The 24,623-nt window shown below is 67.8% G+C and carries 28 protein-coding genes; 18 read left to right on the forward strand and 10 right to left on the reverse strand.

The window, feature by feature from the left end; all coding sequences use genetic code 11:
• Positions 1-110: 110 nt before the first annotated feature.
• The 5 genes from RBR52_RS05555 to RBR52_RS05575 are packed head-to-tail and all read left to right on the forward strand — an operon-like array spanning position 111 to position 5,294.
• Complete coding sequence (locus RBR52_RS05555; RefSeq protein ID WP_320376203.1) at positions 111-1,433, forward strand: branched-chain amino acid ABC transporter substrate-binding protein; 1,323 nt, start codon at positions 111-113, stop codon at positions 1,431-1,433.
• A 30-nt stretch (positions 1,434-1,463) separates the two neighbouring features.
• The gene (locus RBR52_RS05560) at positions 1,464-2,438 is read left to right on the forward strand and encodes a branched-chain amino acid ABC transporter permease (RefSeq protein WP_320376204.1); all 975 of its coding nucleotides are present in this window, start codon (positions 1,464-1,466) and stop codon (positions 2,436-2,438) included.
• Positions 2,435-3,676 carry a branched-chain amino acid ABC transporter permease gene (locus tag RBR52_RS05565; protein ID WP_320376205.1) on the forward strand — a complete coding sequence of 414 codons (1,242 nt, stop codon included), beginning with the start codon at positions 2,435-2,437 and terminating at the stop codon, positions 3,674-3,676. Before RBR52_RS05560 ends, RBR52_RS05565 begins: the two co-directional genes overlap by 4 nt.
• Complete coding sequence (locus RBR52_RS05570; protein ID WP_320376206.1) at positions 3,673-4,587, forward strand: ABC transporter ATP-binding protein; 915 nt, start codon at positions 3,673-3,675, stop codon at positions 4,585-4,587. The genes RBR52_RS05565 and RBR52_RS05570 overlap by 4 nt, the downstream gene beginning before the upstream one ends.
• Entirely contained in the window at positions 4,584-5,294 is a 711-nt protein-coding gene (locus RBR52_RS05575; RefSeq protein ID WP_320376207.1) for an ABC transporter ATP-binding protein, read from the forward strand. The genes RBR52_RS05570 and RBR52_RS05575 overlap by 4 nt, the downstream gene beginning before the upstream one ends.
• Here RBR52_RS05575 and RBR52_RS05580 read toward each other — a convergent pair.
• Both RBR52_RS05580 and RBR52_RS05585 read right to left on the reverse strand, forming a co-directional pair.
• Complete coding sequence (locus RBR52_RS05580; RefSeq protein ID WP_320376208.1) at positions 5,277-5,606, reverse strand: RnfH family protein; 330 nt, start codon at positions 5,604-5,606, stop codon at positions 5,277-5,279. The two genes, RBR52_RS05575 and RBR52_RS05580, sit on opposite strands and share 18 nt — an antisense overlap.
• Positions 5,593-6,033, reverse strand: a complete 441-nt coding sequence (locus RBR52_RS05585; protein ID WP_320376209.1) for a type II toxin-antitoxin system RatA family toxin — start codon at positions 6,031-6,033, stop codon at positions 5,593-5,595. Before RBR52_RS05585 ends, RBR52_RS05580 begins: the two co-directional genes overlap by 14 nt.
• Before the next feature lie 75 nt (positions 6,034-6,108).
• Between RBR52_RS05585 and smpB the strand changes: the two genes are divergently transcribed.
• The 3 genes from smpB to RBR52_RS05600 all read left to right on the forward strand — a co-directional run bounded on the left by smpB (position 6,109) and on the right by RBR52_RS05600 (position 8,440).
• The gene (gene smpB / locus RBR52_RS05590; RefSeq protein ID WP_320376210.1) at positions 6,109-6,552 is read left to right on the forward strand and encodes an SsrA-binding protein SmpB; all 444 of its coding nucleotides are present in this window, start codon (positions 6,109-6,111) and stop codon (positions 6,550-6,552) included.
• A 239-nt stretch (positions 6,553-6,791) separates the two neighbouring features.
• Positions 6,792-8,123, forward strand: coding sequence for an ammonium transporter (locus RBR52_RS05595; protein WP_320376211.1), 1,332 nt, complete (start codon positions 6,792-6,794; stop codon positions 8,121-8,123).
• A gap of 26 nt (positions 8,124-8,149) precedes the next feature.
• Positions 8,150-8,440: a hypothetical protein gene (locus RBR52_RS05600; protein ID WP_320376212.1), complete on the forward strand. Its 291-nt coding sequence runs from the start codon at positions 8,150-8,152 to the stop codon at positions 8,438-8,440.
• A 51-nt stretch (positions 8,441-8,491) separates the two neighbouring features.
• On the opposite strand, the gene nadA is transcribed toward RBR52_RS05600, so the two are convergent.
• Together nadA and nadC are read right to left on the reverse strand one after the other, a co-directional pair.
• Positions 8,492-9,589: a quinolinate synthase NadA gene (gene nadA / locus RBR52_RS05605; protein ID WP_320376213.1), complete on the reverse strand. Its 1,098-nt coding sequence runs from the start codon at positions 9,587-9,589 to the stop codon at positions 8,492-8,494.
• Positions 9,590-9,619: 30 nt separating this feature from the next.
• Positions 9,620-10,459 (reverse strand): carboxylating nicotinate-nucleotide diphosphorylase, encoded by an 840-nt coding sequence (nadC, locus tag RBR52_RS05610; protein ID WP_320376214.1) that lies wholly within the window; start codon positions 10,457-10,459, stop codon positions 9,620-9,622.
• 281 nt (positions 10,460-10,740) lie between these two features.
• Here nadC and RBR52_RS05615 point away from each other — a divergent pair, with 281 nt between their 5' ends.
• Positions 10,741-11,556, forward strand: coding sequence for a Crp/Fnr family transcriptional regulator (locus tag RBR52_RS05615; protein ID WP_320376215.1), 816 nt, complete (start codon positions 10,741-10,743; stop codon positions 11,554-11,556).
• Between the two features lie 96 nt (positions 11,557-11,652).
• Here the strand turns inward: RBR52_RS05615 and RBR52_RS05620 are convergent, their stop codons facing one another.
• Together RBR52_RS05620 and RBR52_RS05625 are read right to left on the reverse strand one after the other, a co-directional pair.
• Entirely contained in the window at positions 11,653-12,276 is a 624-nt protein-coding gene (locus RBR52_RS05620; RefSeq protein ID WP_320376216.1) for a ParA family protein, read from the reverse strand.
• Between the two features lie 77 nt (positions 12,277-12,353).
• A complete protein-coding gene (locus RBR52_RS05625; protein WP_320376217.1) occupies positions 12,354-12,944 on the reverse strand; it encodes a malonic semialdehyde reductase in 591 nt (196 codons plus the stop codon).
• A gap of 102 nt (positions 12,945-13,046) precedes the next feature.
• Between RBR52_RS05625 and RBR52_RS05630 the strand changes: the two genes are divergently transcribed.
• Positions 13,047-13,475 (forward strand): DUF1841 family protein, encoded by a 429-nt coding sequence (locus RBR52_RS05630; protein WP_320376218.1) that lies wholly within the window; start codon positions 13,047-13,049, stop codon positions 13,473-13,475.
• Between the two features lie 2 nt (positions 13,476-13,477).
• Here the strand turns inward: RBR52_RS05630 and recJ are convergent, their stop codons facing one another.
• Entirely contained in the window at positions 13,478-15,214 is a 1,737-nt protein-coding gene (gene recJ, locus RBR52_RS05635) for a single-stranded-DNA-specific exonuclease RecJ (protein WP_320376219.1), read from the reverse strand.
• A 208-nt stretch (positions 15,215-15,422) separates the two neighbouring features.
• On the opposite strand from recJ, the gene RBR52_RS05640 reads away from it, so the two are divergent.
• The gene (locus RBR52_RS05640) at positions 15,423-16,373 is read left to right on the forward strand and encodes an alpha/beta hydrolase (protein WP_320376220.1); all 951 of its coding nucleotides are present in this window, start codon (positions 15,423-15,425) and stop codon (positions 16,371-16,373) included.
• A 3-nt stretch (positions 16,374-16,376) separates the two neighbouring features.
• Here RBR52_RS05640 and phnN read toward each other — a convergent pair whose 3' ends face one another.
• The 3 genes from phnN to phnF all read right to left on the reverse strand — a co-directional run bounded on the left by phnN (position 16,377) and on the right by phnF (position 18,638).
• Entirely contained in the window at positions 16,377-16,931 is a 555-nt protein-coding gene (gene phnN / locus RBR52_RS05645; protein WP_320376221.1) for a phosphonate metabolism protein/1,5-bisphosphokinase (PRPP-forming) PhnN, read from the reverse strand.
• Positions 16,928-17,608, reverse strand: a complete 681-nt coding sequence (locus RBR52_RS05650; protein WP_320376222.1) for a DUF1045 domain-containing protein — start codon at positions 17,606-17,608, stop codon at positions 16,928-16,930. The genes phnN and RBR52_RS05650 overlap by 4 nt, the downstream gene beginning before the upstream one ends.
• 286 nt (positions 17,609-17,894) lie before the next feature.
• Positions 17,895-18,638 carry a phosphonate metabolism transcriptional regulator PhnF gene (gene phnF, locus RBR52_RS05655; RefSeq protein WP_320376223.1) on the reverse strand — a complete coding sequence of 248 codons (744 nt, stop codon included), beginning with the start codon at positions 18,636-18,638 and terminating at the stop codon, positions 17,895-17,897.
• Between the two features lie 104 nt (positions 18,639-18,742).
• Here phnF and phnG point away from each other — a divergent pair, with 104 nt between their 5' ends.
• Genes phnG through RBR52_RS05690 form a run of 7 tightly spaced genes read left to right on the forward strand, consistent with a single transcriptional unit; the run spans position 18,743 to position 24,533 of the window.
• On the forward strand, positions 18,743-19,237 hold the full coding sequence (phnG, locus tag RBR52_RS05660; protein WP_320376224.1) for a phosphonate C-P lyase system protein PhnG: 495 nt from the start codon (positions 18,743-18,745) through the stop codon (positions 19,235-19,237).
• The gene (gene phnH / locus RBR52_RS05665) at positions 19,234-19,863 is read left to right on the forward strand and encodes a phosphonate C-P lyase system protein PhnH (RefSeq protein WP_320376225.1); all 630 of its coding nucleotides are present in this window, start codon (positions 19,234-19,236) and stop codon (positions 19,861-19,863) included. Before phnG ends, phnH begins: the two co-directional genes overlap by 4 nt.
• 4 nt (positions 19,864-19,867) lie before the next feature.
• On the forward strand, positions 19,868-20,989 hold the full coding sequence (locus RBR52_RS05670) for a carbon-phosphorus lyase complex subunit PhnI (protein ID WP_320376226.1): 1,122 nt from the start codon (positions 19,868-19,870) through the stop codon (positions 20,987-20,989).
• Positions 20,986-21,879 carry an alpha-D-ribose 1-methylphosphonate 5-phosphate C-P-lyase PhnJ gene (locus RBR52_RS05675; protein ID WP_320376227.1) on the forward strand — a complete coding sequence of 298 codons (894 nt, stop codon included), beginning with the start codon at positions 20,986-20,988 and terminating at the stop codon, positions 21,877-21,879. The genes RBR52_RS05670 and RBR52_RS05675 overlap by 4 nt, the downstream gene beginning before the upstream one ends.
• On the forward strand, positions 21,866-22,669 hold the full coding sequence (phnK, locus tag RBR52_RS05680; RefSeq protein ID WP_320376228.1) for a phosphonate C-P lyase system protein PhnK: 804 nt from the start codon (positions 21,866-21,868) through the stop codon (positions 22,667-22,669). The genes RBR52_RS05675 and phnK overlap by 14 nt, the downstream gene beginning before the upstream one ends.
• Complete coding sequence (gene phnL, locus RBR52_RS05685; RefSeq protein ID WP_320376229.1) at positions 22,666-23,382, forward strand: phosphonate C-P lyase system protein PhnL; 717 nt, start codon at positions 22,666-22,668, stop codon at positions 23,380-23,382. Before phnK ends, phnL begins: the two co-directional genes overlap by 4 nt.
• Positions 23,379-24,533, forward strand: a complete 1,155-nt coding sequence (locus tag RBR52_RS05690; RefSeq protein WP_320376230.1) for an alpha-D-ribose 1-methylphosphonate 5-triphosphate diphosphatase — start codon at positions 23,379-23,381, stop codon at positions 24,531-24,533. Before phnL ends, RBR52_RS05690 begins: the two co-directional genes overlap by 4 nt.
• Positions 24,534-24,623 lie beyond the last annotated feature (90 nt).

A 24,623-nucleotide genomic window follows, 5' to 3' on the forward strand; every position in this document is an offset into this window, starting at 1 on the left:
CGGGTACAGCGTCAACCACCGGCAAGCGGTCTGGCTTGCAATAGCATGGGCGATTTACGCCTTCCCCCGTCCTTGCGGGGAAAGCGCGCAGCGCCAAGGTATTGCCAGCCATGCACATCCCTCGCAGACACTTCCTCTCCACCCTTGCCGGTGGTTTTCTCCTGAGCGCCGCCCCGGCCTGGGCGCGGCAGATCCCCACCGTCAAGCTCGCCTTCATCGACCCTCTCACCGGCCCGTTCGCCGCAGTCGGACAGAACCAGTTGCAGAGCTGGCAGTTCGTCGCCGACCGGGTCAACCGCGGCAACACCGCGGGCGTGCGCTTCGAGATCGTGCCGTTCGACAACAAGGGCGCGGTGCAGGACACGGTGAGTGCGCTGCAGGCGGCAGTCGATCAGGGCATCCGCTACGTGCTGCAGGGCGACGGCTCCGGTGCCGCGCTGGCGCTGTCCAAGGCCGTGAGCCGCCACAACGCCCGCCATCCCGGCAAGGAGGTGGTCTATCTCAACTACGCCGCGGTCGATTCGGCGCTGACCGGACGCGACTGCAGCTTCTGGCACTTCGCGCTGCAACCCAGCGTGCCCATGACCTTGCAGGCGATGACCGACGACATCCGCAACCGGCCTGACATCAAGCGCGTCTACCTCATCGAGCAAGACTATTCCTTCGGCCATCAGGTGGCGAAGTATGCGCGCGAAATGCTCGCGCTCAAGCGGCCGGATCTTCAAATCGTGGGCGAAGACTACGTGCCGCTGGGCCAGGTCAAGGATTTCTCGCCCTATATCGCCAAAGTGCAGGCGGCCAAGGCCGACTGCGTCATCACCGCCAACTGGGGCCCCGACCTCACCCTGCTCATCAAGGCGGCGCAGCAAGGCGGCCTCAAGGCCGACCTCTACACCTTCTATGCCAGCAGCCTGGGCGCGCCCAGCGAAATCGGTCCGCACGACGCCGGGCGGGTCAAGCTCGTCTATTACAGCAACCCCAATCTGCCGGGCGTGCTGCAAAGCCTGCAAAAGGGCTTCCGCGACAAGTACAAGCAAGACTTCTCGGTACCCGCGACCTACACCGGCCTGGCCCTGCTCACCGCCGCGATGACCCAGGCGCACAGCACCGAGCCGCTGAAAGTCGCCGCGGCGATGGAAGGGCTGAAGTTCCACACCTTCAACGGCGAAGTCACCATGCGCGCAGCCGATCACCAGTTGCTCCAGCCCATTTATGTGAGCGCCTGGCAGCCGGTGTCGCCCGCCAACCCCTACGACGTGGAGCACACCGGCTACACCTTCGCGCTGGAACACACCTACCCGCCGGCCAAGACCACGCTGCCCGCGCAGTGCACCATGCAGCGTCCGCTGATGACCGAGGTCTATCCGGTCAAGCCGCCCAAGCTGACGGCCAGCGCGGTGCGCGGCAGTGCGCCTGGCGCGTCTTCTCCCTGATCTGACGGGAGCCCTCGCCACGGTTGCCGCATGGACGCGCTCGCCCTGTCCGCGCTCAATGGCCTGAGCTACAGCCTGCTGCTGTTCCTGCTCGCCTCGGGGCTGACGCTGATTTTTTCGCTGTTGGGCGTGCTCAATTTCGCCCACGGCAGTTTCTACATGCTCGGCGCCTATCTGGCCTGGCAAGGCGGCGCCTGGCTGGGGTTCTGGGGCGGCCTGCTCGTCGCACCGCTGGGCGTGGCCATGCTGGCGACGGGGTTTGAGATCGGCGTGCTGCGGCGGCTGCGCGAACGGGGGCATCTGCCCGAACTGCTCGCCACTTTCGCCTTCGGCGTGGTGCTGGTCGAAGCGGCCCGGCTGCTGTGGGGCAGCGGCTCCGTGCCCTATGCCATACCCGCCGCGTTGCAGGGCGCGCTGTTTCGCCTGGGCGGGGTGGATTTTTCGGTGTACCGCGGCTTTGTCATGGCCGCCGCGCTGGCCGCGCTGGCGCTGGCCTGGCTGCTGCTGTGGCGCACCCGCGCCGGGCTGATCGTGCAGGCCGCGCTGACGCACGCGCCCATGACCGCGGCGCTGGGGCACGATGTGCGCGCGGTGCAGACCGGGGTGTTCGCCGCAGGCGCCGCGCTGGCCGGTCTGGCCGGGGCGGTGGGCGGGCCACTGCTCATCACCGAGCCCGACATGGCCGCGCAGATGGGCGCACTGCTGTTTGCCGTCATCATCATCGGTGGCCTGGGTTCGCTGCGCGGCGCGCTGCTGGGCGCGCTGCTGGTGGGCGAAGTGCAGACGCTGGCGGTGGCCGTCAACGGCTCGCTGGCCGACGGCCTGCAGCGTCTGGGCTGGAGCGCCCCGGCCGCCTGGCCCGCGAGCGACGGGCTGCTTTCCAGCCTGTTGCACCTCGACCTGGCGCGAGCCGCGCCGCTGCTGCCTTACGTGCTGCTGGTCGGGGTGCTGGCGCTGCGCCCGCAGGGGCTGACGCGCGCGCTGCCCCGGGACGAGGCGCTGTGACTGCCTCCCCTGCTTTGAGGCGCGGGCGCGCTGCGCTGTTTCCCGCGCTGATCGTGCTGCCGCTCATACTGCCGTTGAGCAGTGCAAGCTTCAGCCTGTTGTCGCAACTGGCCTGCGCCTGGCTGCTGCTGCTGTCCGTCGGGCTACTGGCCGAGCGCGCCGGGCTGCTGAGCTTCGGGCAGGCGATGTATGCCGGGCTGGCCGCTTATGCCGCCGCCCATGCGATGAATGCGATTGCCGCAGCGGGCTGGCCGCTGCCCTTTGCCTTGGTTCCACTGTATGGCGGCGCCTTCGCCGTGGCCGTGGCGCTGGTGTTCGGGCCCCTCAGCGTGCGTCGCGGCGGCTTGAGCTTTGCCATGATCACCCTGGGGCTGGGGCTGCTGGTGGCGCTGGCCGCGCCCATGCTGCAGGGGTTTTTCGGCGGCGAGGGCGGGGTGAGCGCCGACCGGACTGCGGGGCCGGCCTGGCTGGGGCTGAATCTGCTGTCGCAGCGCCAGGTGTATGGCGTGAGCGCCGCCTATGTGCTGCTGGGCGCGGCGCTGCTGCGCTGGCTCGACGGCGCCCGGCTCGATTCTCTGGCCCGCGCGGTGCGCGACAACCCCTTGCGCGTTGCCGTCAGCGGCGTCGACCCGCGCCATGTGCGGCTGTATCTGCTGCTGGTGAGCGCCTTTCTCGCCGGGGTTTCCGGGGCGTTGCAGACCCTGCATTTCGAGCAGGTCAGCGCCGGTGCGCTGGGGTTGCCGTCATCGAGCATGGCCCTGCTGTTCAGCCTGGCTGCGGGCAGCGGCACGGCCTGGGGCGCGCTGCTCGGCGCGGGCCTGATGGTGGGCAGCGAGTCGGTTCTGGCCACGGTATCACGGGCGTGGATGCTGTATGTCGGGCTGGGTTTTCTGGCCATCGTGATCTGGGCGCCGCAGGGTTTGAGCACGGTCTTGTGCGACATCACCCACCGCCTGCGCGAGCGCCGCGACCCCGATCTGCTGTGGGGCCTGGCCGCGCTGCTGCTGTGCGGCGCTGTCTCGGTCATCGGTGCGAGCAGTCTGATCGAACTGCTCTACGCCGTGCGTCAGCAACTGCTGGCGGGCGACACGCTGTGGCTGTATGGCCTGCCGCTGCACGCCAGCAGCGCCGATGTGTGGATGGGTGCGGCGCTGCTGACCGCCACGGGCGCGGGGCTGGGCGCCGTGGTGTGGCGGACGCTGGCGCCGCAGTGGCGCGACGACGACGCACGCGCATGAACGCCGCGCATCGCCCACCCCTGCTCGACGTGCGCGGCGCCCACTGCGTGCTCGGCGGCCAGCCCATCCTCAGCGATCTGAACCTGCGAGTCGAAGCGGGCGAGCGCGTGGCGCTCATCGGCCCCAACGGCGCGGGCAAATCCACGCTGTTCCAGGTCATCAGCGGCCTGCGTCCCCTGCGCGCGGGCAGCATCTGGCTCGCTGGCCGGCGGATCGACCACCTGAGCCCCGCGCGCATCGCCCGTGCCGGCGTCGGCCGCAGCTTCCAGGCGCCGCAGGTGTTCGGTCGCCTGAGCGTGGCCGACAACCTGCGTTGTGCGCTGATGGCGCGGCAGCCGCACCGCTGCTGGTGGCGCCAACGCAGCGGCGACGTGCAACTGGAACGGGAAGTCGCGCACTGGCTGCACTCCCTGGATCTGCGGGCGCTGGCCGAAACCCCGGCGCAAAGCATCGACTACGCCCGACTGCGCGCACTCGAACTCGGCCTCGGTCTCATCGGCCATGCGCCCTTGCTGCTGCTCGACGAGCCCACCGCGGGCATGAGCCGGGCGCAGGCCGCGCACCTGCTCGACCTGATCGCGCAGCTCTGCCGCGACCGCACCCTGCTGCTCATCGAACATGACCTGGACGCCATGTTCCGTCTGGCCACGCGGGTGGTGGTGCTGCATCAGGGCCGCGTGCTGGCCGACGGCGCGCCCGATGTCATTGGCCGCGATGCGCAGGTGCAGGCGGTTTATCTGGGGGTGGCGCCAGTGAGCGCCACCGCCCGGCCGCCCGAAGGGGGCGCTCAACTCCCCTGGGGAGTCGAGCGTAGCGAGGAGGGTACACCAGTGAGCGCGCCGCACGGCCGCTCCGAAGGCGGGCTCAACTCCCTCGGGGAGTCGAGCGTAGCGAGGAGGGTACACCAGTGAACGCCCATGCAGAAACGACCCCTCTGCTCGAAGTCCGCGCTCTGCAAGCGGGCTACGGTCGGCTGCAAGTGCTGCGCGGCGTGCGCCTGCAACTGCACGCCGGGGAATTGCTGCTCGTGCTCGGGCGCAACGGCAGCGGACGCAGCACCCTGCTCAAGGCGATCATGGGGCTGATTCCCGCAACGGGTTCGATCCGTCTCGATGGATGCGAGATACTCGGCCTGCCCGCGCATCGCCGCGCCCGGCTGGGGCTGGGCCATGTGCCGGAGCAGCGCGAGATTTTCCCTCGCCTGAGCGTGCGGCAAAACCTGTTGCTGGGCGCCAAGCCCGGACGTGACGGTGCAGCCCGCTGGAACGAGGCAGCGGTGCTGGCGCTGTTCCCGGCGCTGGCGCCGCGCCTGCATGCGCCCGCCCAGGCGCTTTCCGGCGGCGAGCAGCAGATGCTCGCAATCGCCCGCGCGCTGATGGGCAACCCCGATGTGCTGCTGCTCGACGAACCGACCGAAGGCCTGGCGCCGCAGCGCGTGGCGGCGACGGCCCTGCTCATCCGAGAACTGCAGGCGCTGGGGCTGGGCGTGCTCATGGTCGAAAACAAACCGTGGGCAAGAGAACTGGCCGACCGCGTCGTGATGCTCGGTGACGGCCTCACGCAGTTCGAAGGCCCAGCCGCCGAAATACCGCCCCAGTCGTCAGCGGCGTGGCTTTGAGATCGCGGCTTTTTTTGCAGCGGCAGCGCGCAGGCGCCGCGCCGTCATCGGATCGACCTGCAGCGCACGGCAAAGATCGATGCGGTCGCCATCCTGCAATACCCGCTGCAGTGCAACCCGCCGGCCATCGATGCCGTAGCCGATGTCCAGCGTGGCCAGCTCGGGGTGCGCCGCCAGCATGCCGCTGAGCTGCAAGGCCTGCGCCACCGTCGCCCCCGCTGGCAGGGCGACCTCCCTCAAATCCGCCGCGCCGGTTTCAGCCGCGTAGAACACCGCCACGCGCACCGCCTTTGCCGCTTCAGCGCGGCCCATAGACCTGCTTGGCGCGCTGCACGAAGGCATCGACAAAGCTGCTGGCAATATGGTTGAACACCGGGCCGATGACCTTTTCCACCAGAAAATTGGAAAACTTGTAATCGAGCAGAAATTCGACCTTGCACGCCTTGCCATCGGCCAGGGGATTGAACACCCAGCGCCCATGCAGCGCCGAGAACGGCCCGCTCACCAGACGCATGCGCACCTCCTGGCCCGGGACGTTGGTGTTTTGCGTGGTGAAGCTCTGGCGGATACCCTTGAAGTCGATGGTCACGCTGGCGCGCACGGTGTCGCCCTCCTGCGACTCCACCGAGGCGCCCCCGCACCAGGGCAGGAACTGCGGATAGGCGGCCACGTCGGTGACCAGGTCGTACATCTCTTGCGGGCTGTACCAGATGAGGACGGATTTGTGTACCTGGGGCATGGGCGAACGCGCGCGGATCGGGGTTTCTTAGAATCGTCAGATTGTATTGAGCGCAATCTGCCCCATATCCCGCGCATGAGCATCGCCGAAAACCGCAAGGCCCACTTCAACTACTTCCTCGAAGATCGCTTCGAAGCGGGCATCGTGCTCGAAGGCTGGGAAGTCAAGTCCATCCGCGCCGGGCAGGTGCAGCTCACCGACGGCTATGTCGTCATCCGCGACGGCGAGCTGTTTCTGATCGGCATGAACGTCACCGCACTCAACAGCGCCTCCACCCATGTCCGCCCCGACGCCGCGCGCACGCGCAAACTGCTGATGCACAAGGACGAAATCCGCAAGCTCATCGGCAAGGTGGAACAGCGCGGCTACACCCTGGTGCCCGTCAACCTGCACTACAAGGGCGGCCGGGTCAAGGTCGACCTGGCGCTGGGCAAAGGCAAGAAGGAACACGACAAGCGCGACACCGAGGCCAAGCGTGACTGGCAACGGGAAAAGGCGCGGATCATGAAAACGCGATAGCGTTTCGATAAAACGCCCTCAGCCGTCGCACCGCGCCGGTGCAGCACAGCGCACGGTGGCGTCTGCATGGTGCGGCAGGGCCGCCCACCCTTCCAGGCCTGCCAACTGCCCGACAAGCTCACCCCTTGGCTGTGCACTGTTTCACACTTGCGGCCACTACGGGCCTTGGTCTGGATATTGCAGAAACTCCGATACACAACTTGATCGGGGCTTTCATGCACAACATTTCCTCACCTTCCATGCACCGAGGTCGAAGCCAAAAGGCTGTGCTTGCCGGACTCGTCGGCCTGCTTCCCGTCAGCGCACTGGCGCAGACCGCGCCGACCCCGCTTTCCGTCCCGCACATCGCTGCCGTCTCCACGCTGAATTCCGGCGATACCGCCTGGATGCTCGCATCCACCGCGCTGGTGCTGATGATGACCATTCCGGGGCTGGCGCTGTTTTACGCCGGCATGGTGCGCAAGAAGAACATCCTCGGTATCACCATGCAGGTGTTCGCCACCACGGTGCTGGTCACGCTGCTGTGGTTCATCGCCGGGTACAGCCTGGCCTTCATGCCGGGAAGCCCATACATCGGCGGCCTGTCGCGGCTGTTCCTCGACGGGGTGTTTTTCAGCAAGACCGGCGGCACGGTCTCGGTCAGCGAGCTGGCGCCCACCATTCCCGAGTCGGTCTATGTGATGTTCCAGATGACGTTTGCCATCATCACCCCGGCGCTCATCGTCGGCGCCTTTGCCGAGCGCATGAAGTTCTCCGCCATGCTGGTGTTCATGGGGCTGTGGTCGCTGCTGGTCTACGCACCGGTGGCGCATTCGGTGTGGGAGCCCTCGGGCTGGCTGGCGTCGATGGGCATACTCGACTTCGCCGGCGGCACGGTGGTGCATGTCAATGCCGGAGCGGCGGGTCTGGCCTGCGCCATCGTGCTGGGCAAGCGCCAGCGCTGGGGAGAAGAGCCCTTTCTCCCCGCCAATCTGACCTACACCCTGATCGGCGCGGCGCTGCTGTGGGTCGGCTGGTTCGGCTTCAACGCGGGCTCGGCCTGCGCCGCCGACGGTCGCGCCGGCATGGCCATGCTCGCCACGCAACTGGGCACCGCCGCAGCCGCCTTCAGTTGGATGCTGACCGAATGGACCCTGCGCGGCCGCCCGACTCTGCTGGGCATCTGTTCGGGCGCCTTGGCCGGGCTGGTGGCCATCACCCCGGCATCGGGTTTCGTCGATCCGATGGGCGCGGTGGCCGTGGGGCTGATCGCGGGCGTGGTGTGCTACTGGGGCGCCACCGGGCTCAAACGGCTGCTGGGCGCCGACGACGCGCTCGATGTGTTCGGCATCCACGGCGTCGGGGGGTTCGCCGGGGCGGTGCTCACGGGGGTTTTCGCGGTGCCTGCCTACAGCGGGCAGACGGCGTCGATCCTCGTCCAGGCGCTGGGGGCGAGTGCCACGCTGGCCTACAGCTTCATTGCCAGCTTCGTCCTGCTCAAGATCATCGACGCCCTCATCGGCCTGCGCGTCAGTGCCGACGCGGAAGAAGCCGGGCTCGATCTGAGCCAGCATGGCGAACGCATCGAATGAGGGCAACCGGCACCGGAGCACATGGCATGGGAAACACCGAAACCCTGGCTTTGGCCGCGCATCTGCACGTCTTGCTGCGCCGCAAGATCGGCCGGGTGACCGATACCGAGTGGATGGCGCAGAATGCCGAGTATGCCTTGGAGGTGTTGCGCATCGCCCGCAGCGAAAACGACCCCGATCTTCACCTCTGGGCCGACCGCTTCGAGGCGGCGATGTTCCCTCAAGGCCGCGACAAGGGCGCAGCGCAGGACGACAGAGACAAAGGCGCTGCGGCCAGACCTGTCCCCCAGGCGCCTTACCTGGGTCGGCTGCGCTGAGAGGGTGTGCGCCCCGTAACCGCCGCTGCGTGGCAGATCAGATGGGTGCTCTCAAGCCGCGCCGATTCCGGGAACCAGGCTGCCGGCCGCCGCCGCGGTCTTTTGCGCTGCGGTGAAATCGAGCATGCGCTGCACCGGCAGGCGCGCGCGCGCCGCCAGCGCCGGATCGAGTTCGATGGCGTTATTCCCCGTCTCCAGCACCCGGGCCAGGCCGTCGAGGGTGTTCATCGCCATCCACGGGCAATGTGCGCAGCTCTTGCAAGTGGCGGCATTGCCCGCGGTGGGCGCGGGGATGAAGATCTTGCCCGGGTTCTGCTGCTGCAGCGCGTGGAACATGCCGGTATCGGTGGCGACGATGAATTCGGGCGCGTCGAGCTCGCGCGCCGCCTTGAGGATTTGCGAGGTCGAACCGACCACGTCGGCCAGCGCCACTACCGCCGCCGGGCTTTCCGGGTGCACCAGCACGCGCGCCTTCGGATGCTCGGCCTTGAGCATTTCGAGTTCGAGCGCCTTGAATTCGTCGTGCACAATGCACGAACCCTGCCACAGCAGCATGTCGGCGCCGGTCTGCTGCTGGATGTAGCCGCCCAGATGGCGGTCGGGCGCCCAGAGGATTTTTTCGCCGCGTGCGTGCAGGTGGGCGACGATGTCGAGCGCGCAGCTCGAAGTCACCACCCAGTCGGAGCGCGCCTTCACCGCCGCGCTGGTGTTGGCGTAGACCACCACGGTACGGTCGGGGTGCGCATCGCACAAGGCGCTGAACTGCGGCGCGGGGCAGCCCAGGTCGAGCGAGCAGGTGGCGTCGAGGTCGGGCATCAGCACGCGCTTGTCCATCGACAGCATCTTGGCGGTTTCGCCCATGAAGCGCACCCCGGCAACGACCAGGGTGCTGGCCGGATGACGGGCGCCGAAGCGTGCCATTTCCAGCGAATCGGCCACCATCCCGCCGGTGGCCTGCGCCAGATCCTGCAGGTCGGGATGGGTGTAGTAGTGCGCCACCAGCGCGGCATCATGCGCGCGCAGCAGCTCGGCGCAGCGGGTCATGAGGGCGTCGCGTTCGGCCGGATCGGGCTCGGCGGGGACGCGCGCCCAGGCTTGCGACGTGCCGGTGACGGGGCTTTCGAACGTGACGGCAAAGGTGGCGGACATGCGGGCTTCCTTGGATCGTGTGAGGTGGGGTCAGACCGGGGTGAAGCGCATCGACAGATCGACAGCCTGCACATCCTTGGTCAGCTTGCCCACCGAGATGCGGTCGATTCCGGTTTCTGCAATGGCGCGCACGGTCTGCAGATCGACGCCGCCGGAGACTTCGAGCACGGCGCGCCCGGCATTGATCTGCACGGCCTCGCGCAACTGCTCGAGACTCATGTTGTCGAGCAGGATCATGCGCGCGTCCGCCGCCAGCGCCTCTTCGAGCTGCGCCAGCGTTTCCACCTCGATCTGGATGAACCGGGCCTGCGCCGCGAGCTGCTGCGCCTGCTGCAGCGCGGCCGTCACCCCGCCTGCGGCGGCGATGTGGTTTTCCTTGATCAGCACGGCGTCGAACAGCCCCATGCGGTGGTTCATGCCGCCGCCCACGCGCACGGCGTATTTCTGCGCCAGACGCAGGCCGGGCAGGGTCTTGCGGGTATCGACGATCTGCGCCCGCGTGCCGCGCACCGCCTCGACATACTCGGCGGTGCGCGTGGCCACGGCGCTGAGCAGTTGCAGAAAGTTGAGCAGCGTGCGCTCGGCGGTCAGCAGCGCGCGGGCGTTGCCGCGCAGTCGCAGAAAGACCTGATCGGACTGCAAGGCCCCGCCCTCCGCAGCCAGCCATTCCACCTGGGCTGAAGGATCGAGGGCGCGCAGGCAGGCATTGGCCCAAGGCGCGCCGCACAGCCGGGCCGCTTCGCGGCTGCGCACCGTGGCCTGGGCCACGGCCTCGGGGGCGATCAGCGCGGCGGTCAGGTCGCCGCTGCCCACGTCTTCTTCCAACGCGCGCCGCACATCGCGCGCGGCCAGGGTCTGAACATCCAACATGCTGCGCCAGCCTCTCGTCAACGAGCACCGGAGTTTAGGCGCATTGGCAGCCATTCGGATGAAGCGTATTCGTCACGCCGTGTTTTCCGGGTGTTGTGAATGATCATCGATTTGACTCTTTGGCGTGACATATTGCCGCACTTTTGTGCACTGCAAAATCGACTTCGCTCAATGAATTTTTGACGAATCAAGGGTTTCCCCTAGTACCCAGGGTGAAATCCCTATATTGACAAGGCAATATCAGCATTCGCTAATATTGCGCCAAGTCAAAGAAAGCCCCCATGGAAACCTTGTTCGCCAAACCGCCCTCCACCACCGCCATTCCACTGGCCAAGTTGCGCAGCACGCTGCCGCGCAGCAAGGAACCCGCAGCCAGCCGCATGGCGCATGCCGAGGTAGTCAACGCCTGGCGCGGCGCTTCGGACTGCCGCAATTGCGGCGTGCGCCGCATCGCCCTGTTCGGCGCGCTGCGCATGGAAGACTTCGATTCGGTCCACCAGATCATCGACGATATGCAGTACAGCGCGGGCCAGCAGTTGTTCAGCGAAGGCCAACGGGGCGACTGGCTCTACACCATCAAGACCGGCTATGTGAAGCTCGAGCGCGTGCTGCCGGACGGAACCCGCCGCATCACCCGCGTGGCGCGCCGCGGCGACCTCATCGGGCTGGAGAGCTTCATCCACGAACCCTATATGCACTTCGCCTCGGCCATCGGCGCGGTACGGGTGTGCCGCATTCCGGTGGAGGTGATCCGCAAGATGGAAGAGCAGGTCCCCAATCTGCGCATGGAGTTTCTGGAACGCTGGCACCGCGCGCTGCGCGATACCGATGAATGGGCGCTGCTGCTCGGCTCGGGCGCCATACCCGCGCGCATGGCCCGCCTGCTGCTCAGGCTCGCCGACCCCGAACTCAACGACACCATCACCCTGCCCAAGCGCAGCGACCTCGGCGCCATGCTCGGCGTGGCGCTCGAAACCGCCAGCCGCGTCATTGCCCAGTTCGAGCGCGACAAGCTGCTCGAACATGTCGGCCCGAGGTTGTTCCGCGTCAACCGCCCGGCGCTCAGTCTGGTGGCACAGCCCGAGCGTGCGGTCTGACGAGCGCCCCAAAACCACCCGCCGCCCCTTTTCCTTGCAGCTTGGGCACATCCAGCGGAGCGATTCCGGGATGTGCCTTGTTTTTTCACCGCCCGATCAGATCGGTCGCTGCAACCAGCGGAGGATGGGCTGCCATTGCTCCAGATCCCTGGCCGCCTGGCTGAGCGGCAGATCCCACAGCGTGAGGCCGTGGGCGGCCATCTGCGGGTACAGCGTGGTCTGGCGCAGCGTGGTCAGCATGGGCAGGCCGCTTTGCGTCACGAAAGCCTGCAATTGCTCGGCGGCGTGGGTGCGCGGGTCGATGCGCACGCCCGCCAGCGCCAGGTCGAAGCCGTGTTTCTCGCGCGCATCGCGCAATTTCTCCAGAAATTCCTCTGTGGCGTAGATGTCGAAAATCGATGCCGTCAGCGGCACCAGCACCTTGTCGGCCTGTTTCATCACATCGGTCAGCCGCCAGCCGTGCAGTCCCGCCGAAGTATCGATCACGGCATGCGTCGCGCTCTTGGGCGGTTTGGCGATGTAGTCATGGCTCATCTCCCAGGTGTCGATGCGCGGCAGCGCCGGGTCGCGCAGCGACAGCCACAACCGGGCCGACTCCTGGCGGTCGGAGTCGCCCAGCATGACCGCATGGCCCTGGCTGGCGAAATACCCGGCAATCTGCGTGGACAGGGTGGATTTGCCCACCCCACCCTTGGGATTGGCAACAACGATGACCGGCATGGCGCGTCCTTTCTGTGTGTGTTCGTGTTCATGCGAAATTAACAGAACCGACCGGCCGACTCCATGCCGGGCGCCCATCACACGATCTTGCAGGCCTGCTCGAAACTCAGCCGCGGGCTGCGCGCAAACAACCCTGCCGGGTCGCCATAGCCGAGGTTGCACAGAAAGTTCACCTGGACCTCGGTGCCGGCGAAGAACGCGGCGTTGACCGCATCGGCGTCGAAGCCGCTCATCGGGCCGCAGTCCAGCCCCAGGGCGCGCGCGGCCAGGATGAAGTAGCCGCCTTGCAGGCTGGAATTGCGCATCGCCGTGGCGGCGATGACCTCGGGTTTGCCCGCAAACCAGTTGCGCGCATCGGGATTGTGTGGAAACAGCTCGGGCAGATGCTCGTAAAACGCCATGTCCATGCCGATGAGGGCGGTCACCGGCGCCTTGAGCGTCTTGTCGCGGTTGCCCTCGCTCATGCAGGGCGCCAGTTTCGCCTTGGCCGCCTGAGACTGCACGAACACGATGCGCGCCGGGGAACAGTTGGCCGAGGTCGGGCCCCATTTCATCAGGTCGTAGAGCTGGCGCAGCAGGTGCTCGGGCACGGGCTGATCCCGCCAGGCGTTGTGGGTGCGGGCTTCGTCGAAGAGTTGGTGCAGGGCGCTGGGGTCGATCATGGGCATGATGATTCTCGTGAACGTGAACGGACTGGAATGATCGCTCAAAACCGTTTTGTAAGCGCTTGCTAACCGCAGGGCCGCCCGCTGCGGGACAATATGCCCACCATGTTCAATCCCAGCAAGGACGAGGTTCGGCAGTTTTTCCTTTCCGCCTGGCAGCGGCATCGCGCGGGCGGCGTGCTCACCCCGCTGGAGATGATCGCCGCGGACTGGATGGAACAGCACCCCGAATACCACGCCGAACTCTCCGACCCGCACAGCACCGGCCGCGACTATGCGGTGGAGCAAGGGCGCACCAATCCCTTTTTGCACCTCTCGATGCATCTGTCGATCGCCGAGCAGGTCTCCATCGACCAGCCGCCGGGCATCCGTCAGGCCTTCGAGCTGCTGCGCAACAGGCTGGGCGAACACGAGGCGCACCACGCCATCATGGAATGCCTGGGCGAGATGCTCTGGACGGCGCAGCGCAGCGGTCTGCCGCCCGATGGCGCGGCGTATGTGGACTGCGTGCGGCGCCGCACCACACGGCGATAAAACTACCCTTCGATGGCTTCGAGCACGAGTTGCACCTGGGTGAGGCCCTGCCAGGTGTTGCTCTCCAGCCGGTAGGCGATGCGCGCCTCGTCGGGCAGAAAATCGGTGCGGCCCCAGGCCAGCAGATCGAACAGCGCATTGCCGGGCACGCCCTCGCTGTCGAGCAGACGCACCTTGGCCTTCAGATGGCGTTCGCCCAGCAGACGCTGCTGGCGCACCTGCACGCGGGCGCTGAACAGGGGCGCGGCAAAGCCCTGCCCCCACACCTGCGCGCCGAGCAGGGCTGCCATCTCGGGCAGCAGCCATTGCGCGGGCAGCGGCCCGTCGACCTCGATGCGGCGCTGCAACTGCGCCGGGGTCAGCCATTCGGCGGCCACCCGGGCAAACGCGGCGCGAAAGCGCTCGAAGCCCTCGTCAACCAGCGAGCAGCCCGCCGCCATCGCATGGCCGCCGAAGCGCAGCAGCAGACCGGGCTCGCGCTTGGAGACGAGATCGAGCGCGTCGCGCAGGTGAAACCCGGCGATCGACCGCCCCGAGCCGCGCAGCGTGCCGTCTTCGGCCGGGGCGAAGACGAAGGTCGGACGATGCTCGCGGTCTTTGATGCGCCCGGCGACGATGCCGATCACGCCTTCGTGCCAGTTGGGCGCGAACAGGCTGATGGCCGGCGCGCCGCCGTCTGCGCCCTGCCCCGCGCCGAGATCCAGTTCCTCCAGCATGGCCAACGCCTCGGCCTTGATGCCGTCTTCGATGCCGCGCCGCTCGCGATTGAGGGTGTCGAGCAATTGCGCGAGCTCCAGCGCGCGCGCCGGATCGTCGGTGGCGAGGCATTCGATGCCCACGGTCATGTCGGCCAGCCGCCCCGCGGCGTTGATGCGCGGCCCCAGCGCGAAGCCCAGATCGGCGCTGTTCACCCGCGCCGCCTCGCGCCCGGCCACCTGCAGCAGCGCCGCGATGCCGGGCTGGACGCGGCCCGCGCGGATGCGCTTGAGACCCTGCGCCACCAGCAGCCGGTTGTTGGCATCGAGCCGCACCACGTCGGCCACGGTGCCCAGCGCCACGAGGTCGAGCAGGGCGTCCAGCCGCGGCTGGCGCTCGGCGTCGAACGCGCCGCGTTGGCGCAGTTCGGAGCGCAGCGCCAGCAACACATAGAACATCACCCCCACGCCGGCGATGGATTTGCTCGGAAAGTCGCAACCCGGCTGATTCGGGTTGACGATGACCTCGGCCTCGGGCAGGGTGTCGCCCGGCAGATGATGATCGGTGACGATCACGCGGATGCCGTGCTCGCGCGCCCGTGCCACGCCTTCCACGCTGGCGATGCCGTTGTCCACGGTGATGATCCAGTCGGGCTTGCCGCCTTCGTGCTGCAAGGCCAGTTCCACCACCGCGGGCGACAGGCCGTAGCCGGTGGTGAAGCGATTGGGCACGAGGTAGGAGACTTTCGCGCCCATCGCCCGCAGGCCGCGCAGCCCCACGGCGCAGGCCGTGGCGCCATCGCAGTCGTAATCGGCGACGATGAGCAGCCGCTCGCCGCGCGCAATCGCATCGGCCAGCGTGCGCGCGGCGTCTTCCGCGCCCTTGAGCTGACTGGGCGGCAGCAGATGCGGCAAGGCCAGCTCCAGCTCGTCCGCCTCTTTCACCCCGCGTGCGGCGAACAACTGCGCCAGCAAAGGGTGCGTGCCGGCCTCTTGCAGCCGGTGCTGGGCGCGAGGATCGGCTTGTCGCAGAACGAATTGCATGGGGTCGTGTCGAGAATCAAAACGCTATTTGAACCCATGCCGCGCGGGTGAGCCGTCGCCCCTACACTGCTGAGGGTGTGAATGAATCCGGCGTGGCCGAGCAGCGCGCCCAAAGGGTTCCCATCAAGGCGCAAAGCACAGCCGTGCCCGTAGGCACGGCGCGCATTTGCAGCGCTGCAGGGGGACGCTTTGGGCGCGATGAGCGGTCATGGCGGATTTGTTCACACCCTCTCTGTCCATGCCGCGCGCAAAAATAGTCTCCGCTCTGCTGCCCACGGTGCTGCCGTGGATGATCACGCCACCGCTGCGTCCCTTGTTCGACTGGGGCTTGCGGCGCAGCCTGCGCGCGCCGCGCGTGGCGCACACGCGCAGTCCGACGGACTTCGGCCTGGAACATGCCACGGTGCGCATCCCCACCGCCCGCGGCAAGACGCTGCACGCCTGGCATCTGCCCGCGCCGCCGAGCTCACCCCAGACCGCGCCGCGGCCCTCGCCCGCCCTGGTCATCGTGCACGGCTGGGGCGGCAATGCCGATCTCATGCTGCCGCTGGCCCCGGCGCTGCATGCCGCAGGGCTGGCGCTGCTGTTCATCGACACCCGCTGCCACGGCGCCAGCGATGACGAGCCCTTCACCTCATTGCCGCGCTTCGCCGAAGACACGGTGCATGCGGCGGACTGGCTGGCCGCCCAACCCGGCATCGACCCGCAGCGCATCGCCCTGCTCGGCCACTCGGTCGGCGCGGGCGCGGTGCTGCTGGCGGCCACCTGGCGGCCGCAGATCGCCGCCGTCGTCAGCCTGGCCGCCTTCGCCCATCCCGCCGACATGATGCGGCGCTGGATGGTCGAACAAGCCCTGCCCGATGCCGCCATCGGCCCCTACATCCTCGACTATGTGCAGCGCACCATCGGCTATCGCTTCGACGCCATCGCCCCGATCCACACCCTGCCGCAACTGCGCTGCCCCGTGCTGCTGATGCACGGCGAACACGACACCGTGGTGCCGGTGGAAGACGCCCGCCGTCTTCTGGCCGCAGCCGCAACGAACGCCCCCGTGCAACTGCACATCGGCCCCGGCGGGCATGATTCGATGGATGCCTTTCTGCAGGAAATGCCGCGGGTCGTGGGGTTTCTGTCCCAGGCGCTCTTGTCGCAGATGTAAACGTCAGCCAAGCCGCCCGATGCGGCGCAGCAATTCGGCTCCGGCTGCGTCGAGCGTGGTGTCGTTCACCACGCTGATGTCCACTTCATGCGGCGCGAGCGCGAGCTGGCGCGCGCGTTGCAGCCGCGCGGCGATGGCCTCGGGCGTTTCGCGTCCGCGTTCTTGCAGGCGCTGGGCGAGCACTTCGGCAGAAGCCACGATCTGCGCCACGATCAACTCGGGAAACCGCCTGCGCGCCTGTTCCAGCCAGCCGCGCGAGCCGTTGACCAGCACCGTGCCGCCTTCCCGCAAGGGCGCCAGTTCGGCGTGGCGCACGCCGTAATCGAGGCCGTTGGCCGACCAGTGCATGGCGAACGCGCCTGCATCGCGCAGCGCGGCGAATTGCTGCGGGGTGAGCGCCTCGTGCGCTTCGCTCGCCTCATGCCCGGGGCGGGAAATGCTGCGGCGCGCCAGATGCAGCCTGTCCTGCGGCTCGGCGTGCTGCATCAGCCAGGCGAGCACGCTGTCCTTGCCGGCGCCGGAAGGTCCGATGACATAGATCAGGCGCCCCGCACTCATCGCAGCGGCGCCCGTGCGATGAGGCGAAAATCCGCCCCCTTGTCCGGTTCGAGCAGCAGGGAGAGGGCGTCGAGGGTCAGCGGCTGCGGCAGGTCGTCGAACTGCGCATGCGCCATCGCTTCGACTTCGGTCTGCTGTGCAGCGCTCAGATCGCCGAGGTCTCCGGTCAGGGTCATGTGGAAGCGAAAGCGGTGCATCACATGCGGATAACCCCAGCGACGCAGCAGGGCCTGCTGCTCTTCATCGAGCCGCCCTTGTTTGACGCGCGCGGCGATGTCGGCTTCGTCCAGCGGGGCGGCGAAGTCATGCAGTTCGACGACGCAGCGCTGGGCCAGCGCCTGCAGCTCGGCGCTGGGCTGTTGCGGAACCAGCGCCAGAAAATTCCCCATGCGCTGCACCGCCAGCGCGGGCAGGTCGAACCGCGAAATCTGCGCCGCCAGCGACAGCAAGGCGTCGAGGAGCTCGGCCTCGGTGCGGCCCGCCGCCAGACGAAAAGGCGCCTTGAGGGTGGCATGCCAGCCATAGCGGCGCGGCGCGCGGGTGATGGCCGCAAAGGCTGAACCGCTGAATCCTTGCAGCAAATCCGGCATCTGTGCAGAGCCGCCGTCGTACCCCCGCCCCAGCCAGCGCGCGCCGGCCTGCGCCCATACGGAACCCGGAAGGGGGGTGAAATACACCGCGTAGCGTGCCGCTTCGGGCCTGTCAACGCCATTTCTGCACCCGCGCCGGGGGTCTGGGCGGAGGCAATGCGAGGCGCAGGCCGCGCCGTGGTGGTCTCCACCACAAGCGGACTGCAACGTGGCAGTGCGCCGCCCAGACCCCCGGCCCGAAGGGTTGCCCCCAGACGGGGCGCCTGCAGCGTTGTCGGCCACAGGCAAGGCGTCCAGCCTTGCCTGTGGCCTCCGCCTTGCATCCCTCCCCGTCTGGGGGCAACGCGGGTGCAGAAATGGCGTTGACAGGCCCTCATTCATCGTGAGACACCTTGAGGGTGACGCGGTCGCCGGCGAACCAGGCCCTCGCGTATTCGATGGGCACGCCCTGCAGATCGACGTTGACACTTTGCACCTGCAGCACCGGCCGCTGCGCGGGCTGGCGCAGAAACTGTGCGACCAGCGCATCGGGCAGGATGGCGGTGATGCGGCTCTCGCGCCGCTGGTAGTCGGCCACGCCGCGCATGGCAAAAGCCTGGGTGATCGAGCCGGTCTGCGCCACCCCTTCGGCCAGTCCCGTAAAGCGCGGCAGCGGAAACCAGCGCTGGCTGAAATGCACGGGGCGATCGTCGGCCAGGCCGAGCACGTCGATCTGCAGCACGCGGCTGCGCGGCGGCAACTGCAGCGCGCGCGTGATTTCGGCGTTGGCGCGCAGATGCAGCCATCTCACCACCTGCAGTTCTCCCTGCATGCCGGCGGCCCGCATGTTCTCGCTGTGGCGCGTGCGCCGCCCGAGCGCCATATCCACGGCAAAGTCTTCCACATAGGTGCCGCTGCCCTGCACCATGCGCACCAGGCCCTGCGCGGCCAGGCTGGACAGGGCGCGACGCACCGTATGCCGGTTGGCGCCGAAGCGCTGCGCCAGACTGTGTTCGGTCGGCAGCCGCGTGCCGGGCGGATGCTCGCCTCGGGCGATGTCCTGTGTGAGCCGCTCGGCAATGGAAGACCACAGGCTTTCGCGTTCGATCTGCGGCGGATCTTTGTCTACGGTAGGCATGAAGGGAATTGTCACAAGAAAGTCATGCAGGGCGATTACGCTTCACCACATCAATTTGTCTAGACAACTTTGAGGCTAGCACACGGATGTTGCACTTTCATGGCATGTCTTCTTCCCCGGCGACTGCTGCGCGCCAGCGCTGGATGGCGCTGCTCGCCCGCGCGCCGCTCGATCTGCTGGAGCCCGCGCTGGCGCCGCTGTGCGGCGCGCAGCCACAATGGCTGCGCGCACCGGAAACCGGGCTGGTGATGCTGCGCGCCCGCGCTGGCGGCACGGGTGCGCGCTTCAATCTGGGCGAGGCCTCGGTCACACGCTGCGCGCTGCGCCCCGACCCCGCCGTCGTCGCCTGCGAGTCCGTGGGGGTGGCGTATGTGCTGGGTCGCAATCAACGCCACGCCGAACTCGCCGCCACCGCCGACGCCCTGCTGCAAGACCCGGCCTGCCAGTCCAGGGTGCCTGCCGATCTGCTCGACCACATCGAAGCCAGCCTGATCGAAGCCCGCCTTGCCCGCATCGCCCGCGCGCAGACGACCAAGGTGGAGTTTTTCACCCTGGCGCGCGAAGGCCGGAGCGCCGACAGCGAGGAGGGCGAAGCATGAACCCCGGCCGCATGAATCCCGGTCATTTCTCCGACATGACCGCCCTCGCCCCCGGCCTGGCCGACCCGGTGCACGACAGTCAGGCGGTGTTTCGCGCCGTGCTCGACGCCTTCGCCCGCCCCGGTCGCATTCAGACCGTGCGCTGCAGCGCCCGCCTGCCCGTCGCGCAGGCTGCGCCCGCGGCGCTCAACATCCTGCTGGCCCTGCTCGACCAGGACTGCACCCTGTGGCTCGCGCCCGTGTTGCGGCAGGAGGCCGTCATCGCCAATCTGCGCTTTCACACCGGCTGCCGGATCGTGGAAGATGCCGCGCAGGCGCAGTTCGTCTGGGCCGCCAGCGGCGCCGAATTGCCCGCTCTTTCCACCCTGGCCTGCGGCAGCGAGTACGAACCGGAATTCGGTGCGACCTGTCTGGTGCAGGTCGAAGCCTTCACCCACACCTCCGGCTGGATGCTGCACGGCCCCGGCATCGCCGACACGCAGACGCTGCAGGTTGAGGGCCTGCCCGCCGACTTCGCCGCGCAATGGGCCGAGAACCATGCCCGCTTTCCGCGCGGCATCGACCTGCTGCTGTGCGCTGGCGAGCAGATCGCCGGTCTGCCGCGCACCTCCCGCATCGAGAGCTAAAGCCATGTACGTTGCCGTCAAGGGCGGTGAAACCGCCATACTCAACAGCTACAAACTGCTGGCCGAAGAACGCCGCGGCGACCCAGCCGTGCCCGAGCTCAGCCTGGCGCAAATCCGCCAGCAACTGCGCCTGGCCGTGGCCCGGGTGATGACCGAGGGCTCGCTCTACGACCCCGATCTGGCCGCGCTGGCCATCAAGCAGGCCGCGGGCGATGTGGTGGAGGCGATCTTTCTGCTGCGTGCGCACCGCACCACCCTGCCGCGACTGGGCTACAGCCTGCCGCTGGACACGGCGGACATGACGGTGTTGCGCCGCATCTCCGCCACCTTCAAGGACCTGCCCGGCGGCCAGATTCTGGGGCCGACCTACGACTATACCCAGCGCCTGCTCGACTTCGATCTGGCCAGAACAGACGGCGCTGCCGCCAGCGGCCCGGCGCAGGCCGCAGCGTCGCCTGGCGGTCAAGACGACACGCCGCAGGAGCCTGTCGCCAGCGTGGTCGATCTGCTCGACCAGGAAGGCCTGGTGGAAACCCACCCCATCCCCGAAGGCGACCCCGAGCCGCACGACCTCACGCGCGAGCCATTGCGCTTCCCCGCCGACCGCGCCACGCGGCTGCAGAATCTGGCGCGCGGCGACGAGGGTTTTCTGCTGGGCATGGGCTATTCCACCCAGCGCGGCTACAGCCACAGCCATCCCTTTGTCGGCGAAATCCGCTATGGCCTGGTCGACGTGGTGCTCGAACCCGAGGAACTCGGTTTTGCGCTGTCCATCGGCGAGATCGAAGTCACCGAATGCCAGATGGTCAACCAGTTCGCCGGCAGCAAGACCGAGCCGCCGCAGTTCACCCGCGGCTATGGCCTGGCCTTCGGTCACGCCGAGCGCAAGGCCATGGCGATGAGCCTGGTCGATCGCGCGCTGCGCGCCGAAGAGCTGGGCGAAGCCGTGCAGTCGCCCGCGCAGAGGGAGGAATTCGTGCTCTCGCACAGCGACAACCTCGAAGCCTCGGGCTTCGTGCAACACCTCAAGCTGCCGCATTACGTCGATTTCCAGTCCGAGCTCGATCTGGTGCGCCGGATGCGCGCGGCACAGTCGCAGCCCAACCCGGAGGAAGACGCGCCATGACGCATTCCACGACCGTCGAAAACGACCCGCCGATCCACTTCGCCTATCTCGACGAACGCACCAAGCGCATGATCCGCCGCGCCCTGCTCAAGGCGGTGTGCATCCCCGGCTATCAGGTGGCCTTCGGCTCGCGCGAAATGCCCCTGCCCTATGGCTGGGGCACCGGCGGCATTCAGGTCACGGCCTCGGTACTCGGCGCGCACGATGTGCTCAAGGTCATCGACCAGGGCTCGGACGACACGGTGAATGCGGTCAACATTCGCCGCTTCTTCCAGCGCACCGCGGGCGTGGAGGTCACCACCGACACGGCACGGGCCACCCTCATCCAGACCCGCCACCGCATTCCCGAAACCCCGCTGCGAGAAGGGCAGATCATGGTCTATCAGGTGCCCGTGCCCGAGCCGATGCAGCGCCTGGAGCCGCGCGAGGCCGAAACCCGCAAGATGCACGGCCTGGCCGAATACGGACTGATGCACGTCAAGCTGTTCGAGGACATCTCGCGCTACGGCCACATCGCCACCACTTACGACTATCCCGTGCTGGTGAACGGCCGCTTTGTGATGGCGCCTTCGCCCATCCCCAAGTTCGACAACCCCAAACTGCACAGGAGCCCGGCGCTGCATCTGTTCGGCGCGGGCCGCGAAAAGCGCCTCTACGCCGTGCCGCCATACACCTCGGTCGAAAGCCTGGCGTTCGAAGACCATCCCTTCACCGTGCCGCGCTGGTCGCAGCCCTGCGCGCTGTGCGGCGCCACCGACAGCTATCTCGACGAAATCATCACCGACGACCAAGGCGGGCGGATGTTCGTCTGCTCCGACACGCACTATTGCGCCAGTCGCCAGGCCGCGCAGCAGAGCCAAGCAGAGGAGACACGCCATGTCCCGCGCTGAAACGCAAATCCCCGGCACGACAGGTCCGCTGCTGCGGGTGCAGCATCTGCAGCGCCGCTTCGGCGCCCTGCGCGCGGTCGATGACGTGTCTTTCGATCTCTGGCCCGGCGAGGTGCTGGCCATCGTCGGCGAATCCGGCTCGGGCAAAAGCACCCTGCTGCACGCCCTGGCAGGCCATGCGCCGCCCGATGCCGGGCGCGTGCTGTTCAACCGCCGCGAACAGGGTTTAAGCGATCTTTACGCCCTGCCCGAAGGCGAGCGCCGCGCGCTGGCGCGCACCGATCTGGGCTTCGTGCACCAGCGCGCCGCCGACGGCCTGCGCATGAACGTCTCGGCCGGCGCCAACGTGGCCGAGCGGCTCATGGCGCTGGGCCAGCGCAACTATGCCGAGCTGCGGCGTCAGGCGCTGCTGTGGCTGGAGCGGGTGGAAATCGATCCGACGCGCATCGACGACACGCCCGACACCTTCTCCGGCGGCATGCAGCAGCGGCTGCAGATCGCGCGCAACCTCATCACCCTGCCCCGGCTGATGTTCCTCGACGAGCCCACGTCCGGGCTGGACGTCTCGGTGCAGGCGCGGCTGCTCGACCTGCTGCGCCACCTCACCCGTCAGCTCGGGCTCGCGGCCATTCTGGTCACGCACGACCTCGCCGTGGCGCGGCTGCTGGCGCACCGAACGCTGGTCATGCGGCGCGGGCAGGTCGTCGAATCCGGCCTGACCGACCAGGTGCTCGACGACCCCGAACACGCCTACACCCAACTTCTCGTCTCCTCCGTCCTGACGCCATGACCCTGCCCATTCTGCACATCGAAGGCCTGAGCAAACGCTTCGTGCTGCATCAACAACACGGCGCCGTGATCGACGTGCTCCAGCACGTCGATCTGCAGGTTTATCCCGGCGAATGCGTGGTGCTCGATGGACCTTCGGGCATGGGCAAGAGCACCCTGCTCAAGCTCATTTACGGCAATTACCGCGCGCATGGAGGCCGGGTGTGGCTGCATCCCGGCACGCCTGAGGCCATCGACCTCGCCCAGGCGTCGCCGCGCGAACTGCTCGCGCTGCGCCACCAGACCATCGGCTATGTCAGCCAGTTCCTGCGCGTCATTCCGCGCGTGTCTGCCCTCGATGTGGTGGCCGAGTCTCTTCTCGAAGGCAGGGTGCCCGACGAAGCCGCCGTGCAGTCCGCGCGCGAGCAAGCCGGGCGCTGGCTCAAGCGCCTGCGCATTCCCGAACCGCTCTGGGCCCTGCCCCCGGCGACGTTTTCCGGCGGCGAGCAGCAGCGCGTCAACATCGCGCGCAGCCTGATCAAGCCGCGCGCCCTGCTGCTGCTCGACGAACCCACCGCCTCGCTCGACGCCGCCAACACCCAGACCGTGATCGAGCTCGTCGCCGAGGCGCGCGCGCGCGGCGCGGCCATCGTCGGCGTGTTCCACGACCCCGCCGTGGCCGCCGCCGTGGCGACTCGCCGCATGGCCATGCAAGCCTTCCGGAGCGCCGCATGAACCGCCTGCTGCTGACCAATGCCCACCTCGTCACCCGCGACGACATCGCTCTGGGCAGCCTCTACGCCGAGGACGGCCTGATCCGCGGCATCGACACCGAACCGGCCGCGTCGCCGCAGGCCATCGATCTGGGCGGCGATCTGCTCATTGCCGGCCTCATCGAACTGCATACCGACAACCTGGAGCGCCATCTCATGCCGCGCCCCGGCGTGCACTGGGCGCTGCTGCCGGCGCTGCTGGCGCACGATGCCGAAATCGCCGCAGCGGGCATCACCACCGTGCTCGACGCCATCGGCGTGGGCGAGGCCGACACCGACAGCCTGCGCGGCCAGGACTGGAACCCGCTGCTGTCCTGCCTGAGCGATTGCCGCGCGCGCGGCGTGCTGCGCGCCGACCATCTGCTGCATGTGCGCTGCGAACTGCCCGCGCCCAACACCATCGGCCTGTTCACCCCGTTTCACAATCACCCGCTGCTCAAGCTGATCTCGCTGATGGATCACACCCCCGGTCAGCGGCAATGGGAAAACATCGACCACGCCCGCATCTACTACACCGGCAAGAAGGGCTGGAGCGAAACCAAGTTCCAGGCCAAGGTAGCGCAGGCCTCCGAACTGCAAGACCGCTACGCCCGGCCGCACCGCGCCTACTTCGTCGACTATGCCAAGGCCCACGGCATCACCCTGGCGAGCCACGACGACACCACCCCCGACCACGTCGCGCAGGCCTGCGACGAAGGGGTGCGCATTTCCGAATTTCCCACCACCGTCGCTGCCGCGCAGGCGGCGCGCGACATGGGCCTGTCCACCGTGATGGGCGGGCCCAATGTGGTGCGCGGCGGCTCGCATTCGGGCAATGTCGCGGCGGCCGAACTCGCGCGACTGGGGCTGCTCGACATCCTGTCGTCGGATTACGTCCCCGGCAGCCTGCTCAGCGCCGTGTTCACGCTGCACCGGCAGCAGGGCATCGCCCTGCCGCAGGCCGTGGGCATGGTGACGCATCAGCCCGCCACTGCACTGAACCTGAACGACCGCGGCCAAATCGCGCCGGGCTTGCGCGCCGACCTGGTGCAGGTTCATCCCATCACACTGCACGACGGCTCGGTGCACCCGGTAGTGCGTGCGGTGTGGCGCGAAGGGCGGCGCGTGCTCTGAAGCGCAAGGCGGCTGCGCGACGATTTGCCGCAGGTGTAACAAAAAATTCCAAAAAGCGTCAAACCCGCGTCATACAAGGGCTTCAGACTG

Origin of the sequence: Thiomonas sp., from assembly GCF_034007205.1 — a bacterium.
Lineage (GTDB): Bacteria > Pseudomonadota > Gammaproteobacteria > Burkholderiales > Burkholderiaceae_C > Thiomonas.

What these genes read in the sequence shown, in the direction of transcription:
- RBR52_RS05555 (WP_320376203.1), top strand. Translation starts at nt 111, where the DNA reads ATGCACATCCCTCGCAGACACTTCCTCTCCACCCTTGCCGGTGGTTTT.
- RBR52_RS05560 (WP_320376204.1), top strand. Translation starts at nt 1,464, where the DNA reads ATGGACGCGCTCGCCCTGTCCGCGCTCAATGGCCTGAGCTACAGCCTG.
- RBR52_RS05570 (WP_320376206.1), top strand. Translation starts at nt 3,673, where the DNA reads ATGAACGCCGCGCATCGCCCACCCCTGCTCGACGTGCGCGGCGCCCAC.
- RBR52_RS05580 (WP_320376208.1), bottom strand. Translation starts at nt 5,606, where the DNA reads ATGGGCCGCGCTGAAGCGGCAAAGGCGGTGCGCGTGGCGGTGTTCTAC.
- RBR52_RS05585 (WP_320376209.1), bottom strand. Translation starts at nt 6,033, where the DNA reads ATGCCCCAGGTACACAAATCCGTCCTCATCTGGTACAGCCCGCAAGAG.
- smpB (WP_320376210.1), top strand. Translation starts at nt 6,109, where the DNA reads ATGAGCATCGCCGAAAACCGCAAGGCCCACTTCAACTACTTCCTCGAA.
- RBR52_RS05595 (WP_320376211.1), top strand. Translation starts at nt 6,792, where the DNA reads ATGCACCGAGGTCGAAGCCAAAAGGCTGTGCTTGCCGGACTCGTCGGC.
- RBR52_RS05600 (WP_320376212.1), top strand. Translation starts at nt 8,150, where the DNA reads ATGGGAAACACCGAAACCCTGGCTTTGGCCGCGCATCTGCACGTCTTG.
- nadA (WP_320376213.1), bottom strand. Translation starts at nt 9,589, where the DNA reads ATGTCCGCCACCTTTGCCGTCACGTTCGAAAGCCCCGTCACCGGCACG.
- nadC (WP_320376214.1), bottom strand. Translation starts at nt 10,459, where the DNA reads ATGTTGGATGTTCAGACCCTGGCCGCGCGCGATGTGCGGCGCGCGTTG.
- RBR52_RS05615 (WP_320376215.1), top strand. Translation starts at nt 10,741, where the DNA reads ATGGAAACCTTGTTCGCCAAACCGCCCTCCACCACCGCCATTCCACTG.
- RBR52_RS05620 (WP_320376216.1), bottom strand. Translation starts at nt 12,276, where the DNA reads ATGCCGGTCATCGTTGTTGCCAATCCCAAGGGTGGGGTGGGCAAATCC.
- RBR52_RS05625 (WP_320376217.1), bottom strand. Translation starts at nt 12,944, where the DNA reads ATGCCCATGATCGACCCCAGCGCCCTGCACCAACTCTTCGACGAAGCC.
- RBR52_RS05630 (WP_320376218.1), top strand. Translation starts at nt 13,047, where the DNA reads ATGTTCAATCCCAGCAAGGACGAGGTTCGGCAGTTTTTCCTTTCCGCC.
- recJ (WP_320376219.1), bottom strand. Translation starts at nt 15,214, where the DNA reads ATGCAATTCGTTCTGCGACAAGCCGATCCTCGCGCCCAGCACCGGCTG.
- RBR52_RS05640 (WP_320376220.1), top strand. Translation starts at nt 15,423, where the DNA reads ATGGCGGATTTGTTCACACCCTCTCTGTCCATGCCGCGCGCAAAAATA.
- phnN (WP_320376221.1), bottom strand. Translation starts at nt 16,931, where the DNA reads ATGAGTGCGGGGCGCCTGATCTATGTCATCGGACCTTCCGGCGCCGGC.
- phnF (WP_320376223.1), bottom strand. Translation starts at nt 18,638, where the DNA reads ATGCCTACCGTAGACAAAGATCCGCCGCAGATCGAACGCGAAAGCCTG.
- phnG (WP_320376224.1), top strand. Translation starts at nt 18,743, where the DNA reads ATGTCTTCTTCCCCGGCGACTGCTGCGCGCCAGCGCTGGATGGCGCTG.
- phnH (WP_320376225.1), top strand. Translation starts at nt 19,234, where the DNA reads ATGAACCCCGGCCGCATGAATCCCGGTCATTTCTCCGACATGACCGCC.
- RBR52_RS05670 (WP_320376226.1), top strand. Translation starts at nt 19,868, where the DNA reads ATGTACGTTGCCGTCAAGGGCGGTGAAACCGCCATACTCAACAGCTAC.
- RBR52_RS05675 (WP_320376227.1), top strand. Translation starts at nt 20,986, where the DNA reads ATGACGCATTCCACGACCGTCGAAAACGACCCGCCGATCCACTTCGCC.
- phnK (WP_320376228.1), top strand. Translation starts at nt 21,866, where the DNA reads ATGTCCCGCGCTGAAACGCAAATCCCCGGCACGACAGGTCCGCTGCTG.
- phnL (WP_320376229.1), top strand. Translation starts at nt 22,666, where the DNA reads ATGACCCTGCCCATTCTGCACATCGAAGGCCTGAGCAAACGCTTCGTG.
- RBR52_RS05690 (WP_320376230.1), top strand. Translation starts at nt 23,379, where the DNA reads ATGAACCGCCTGCTGCTGACCAATGCCCACCTCGTCACCCGCGACGAC.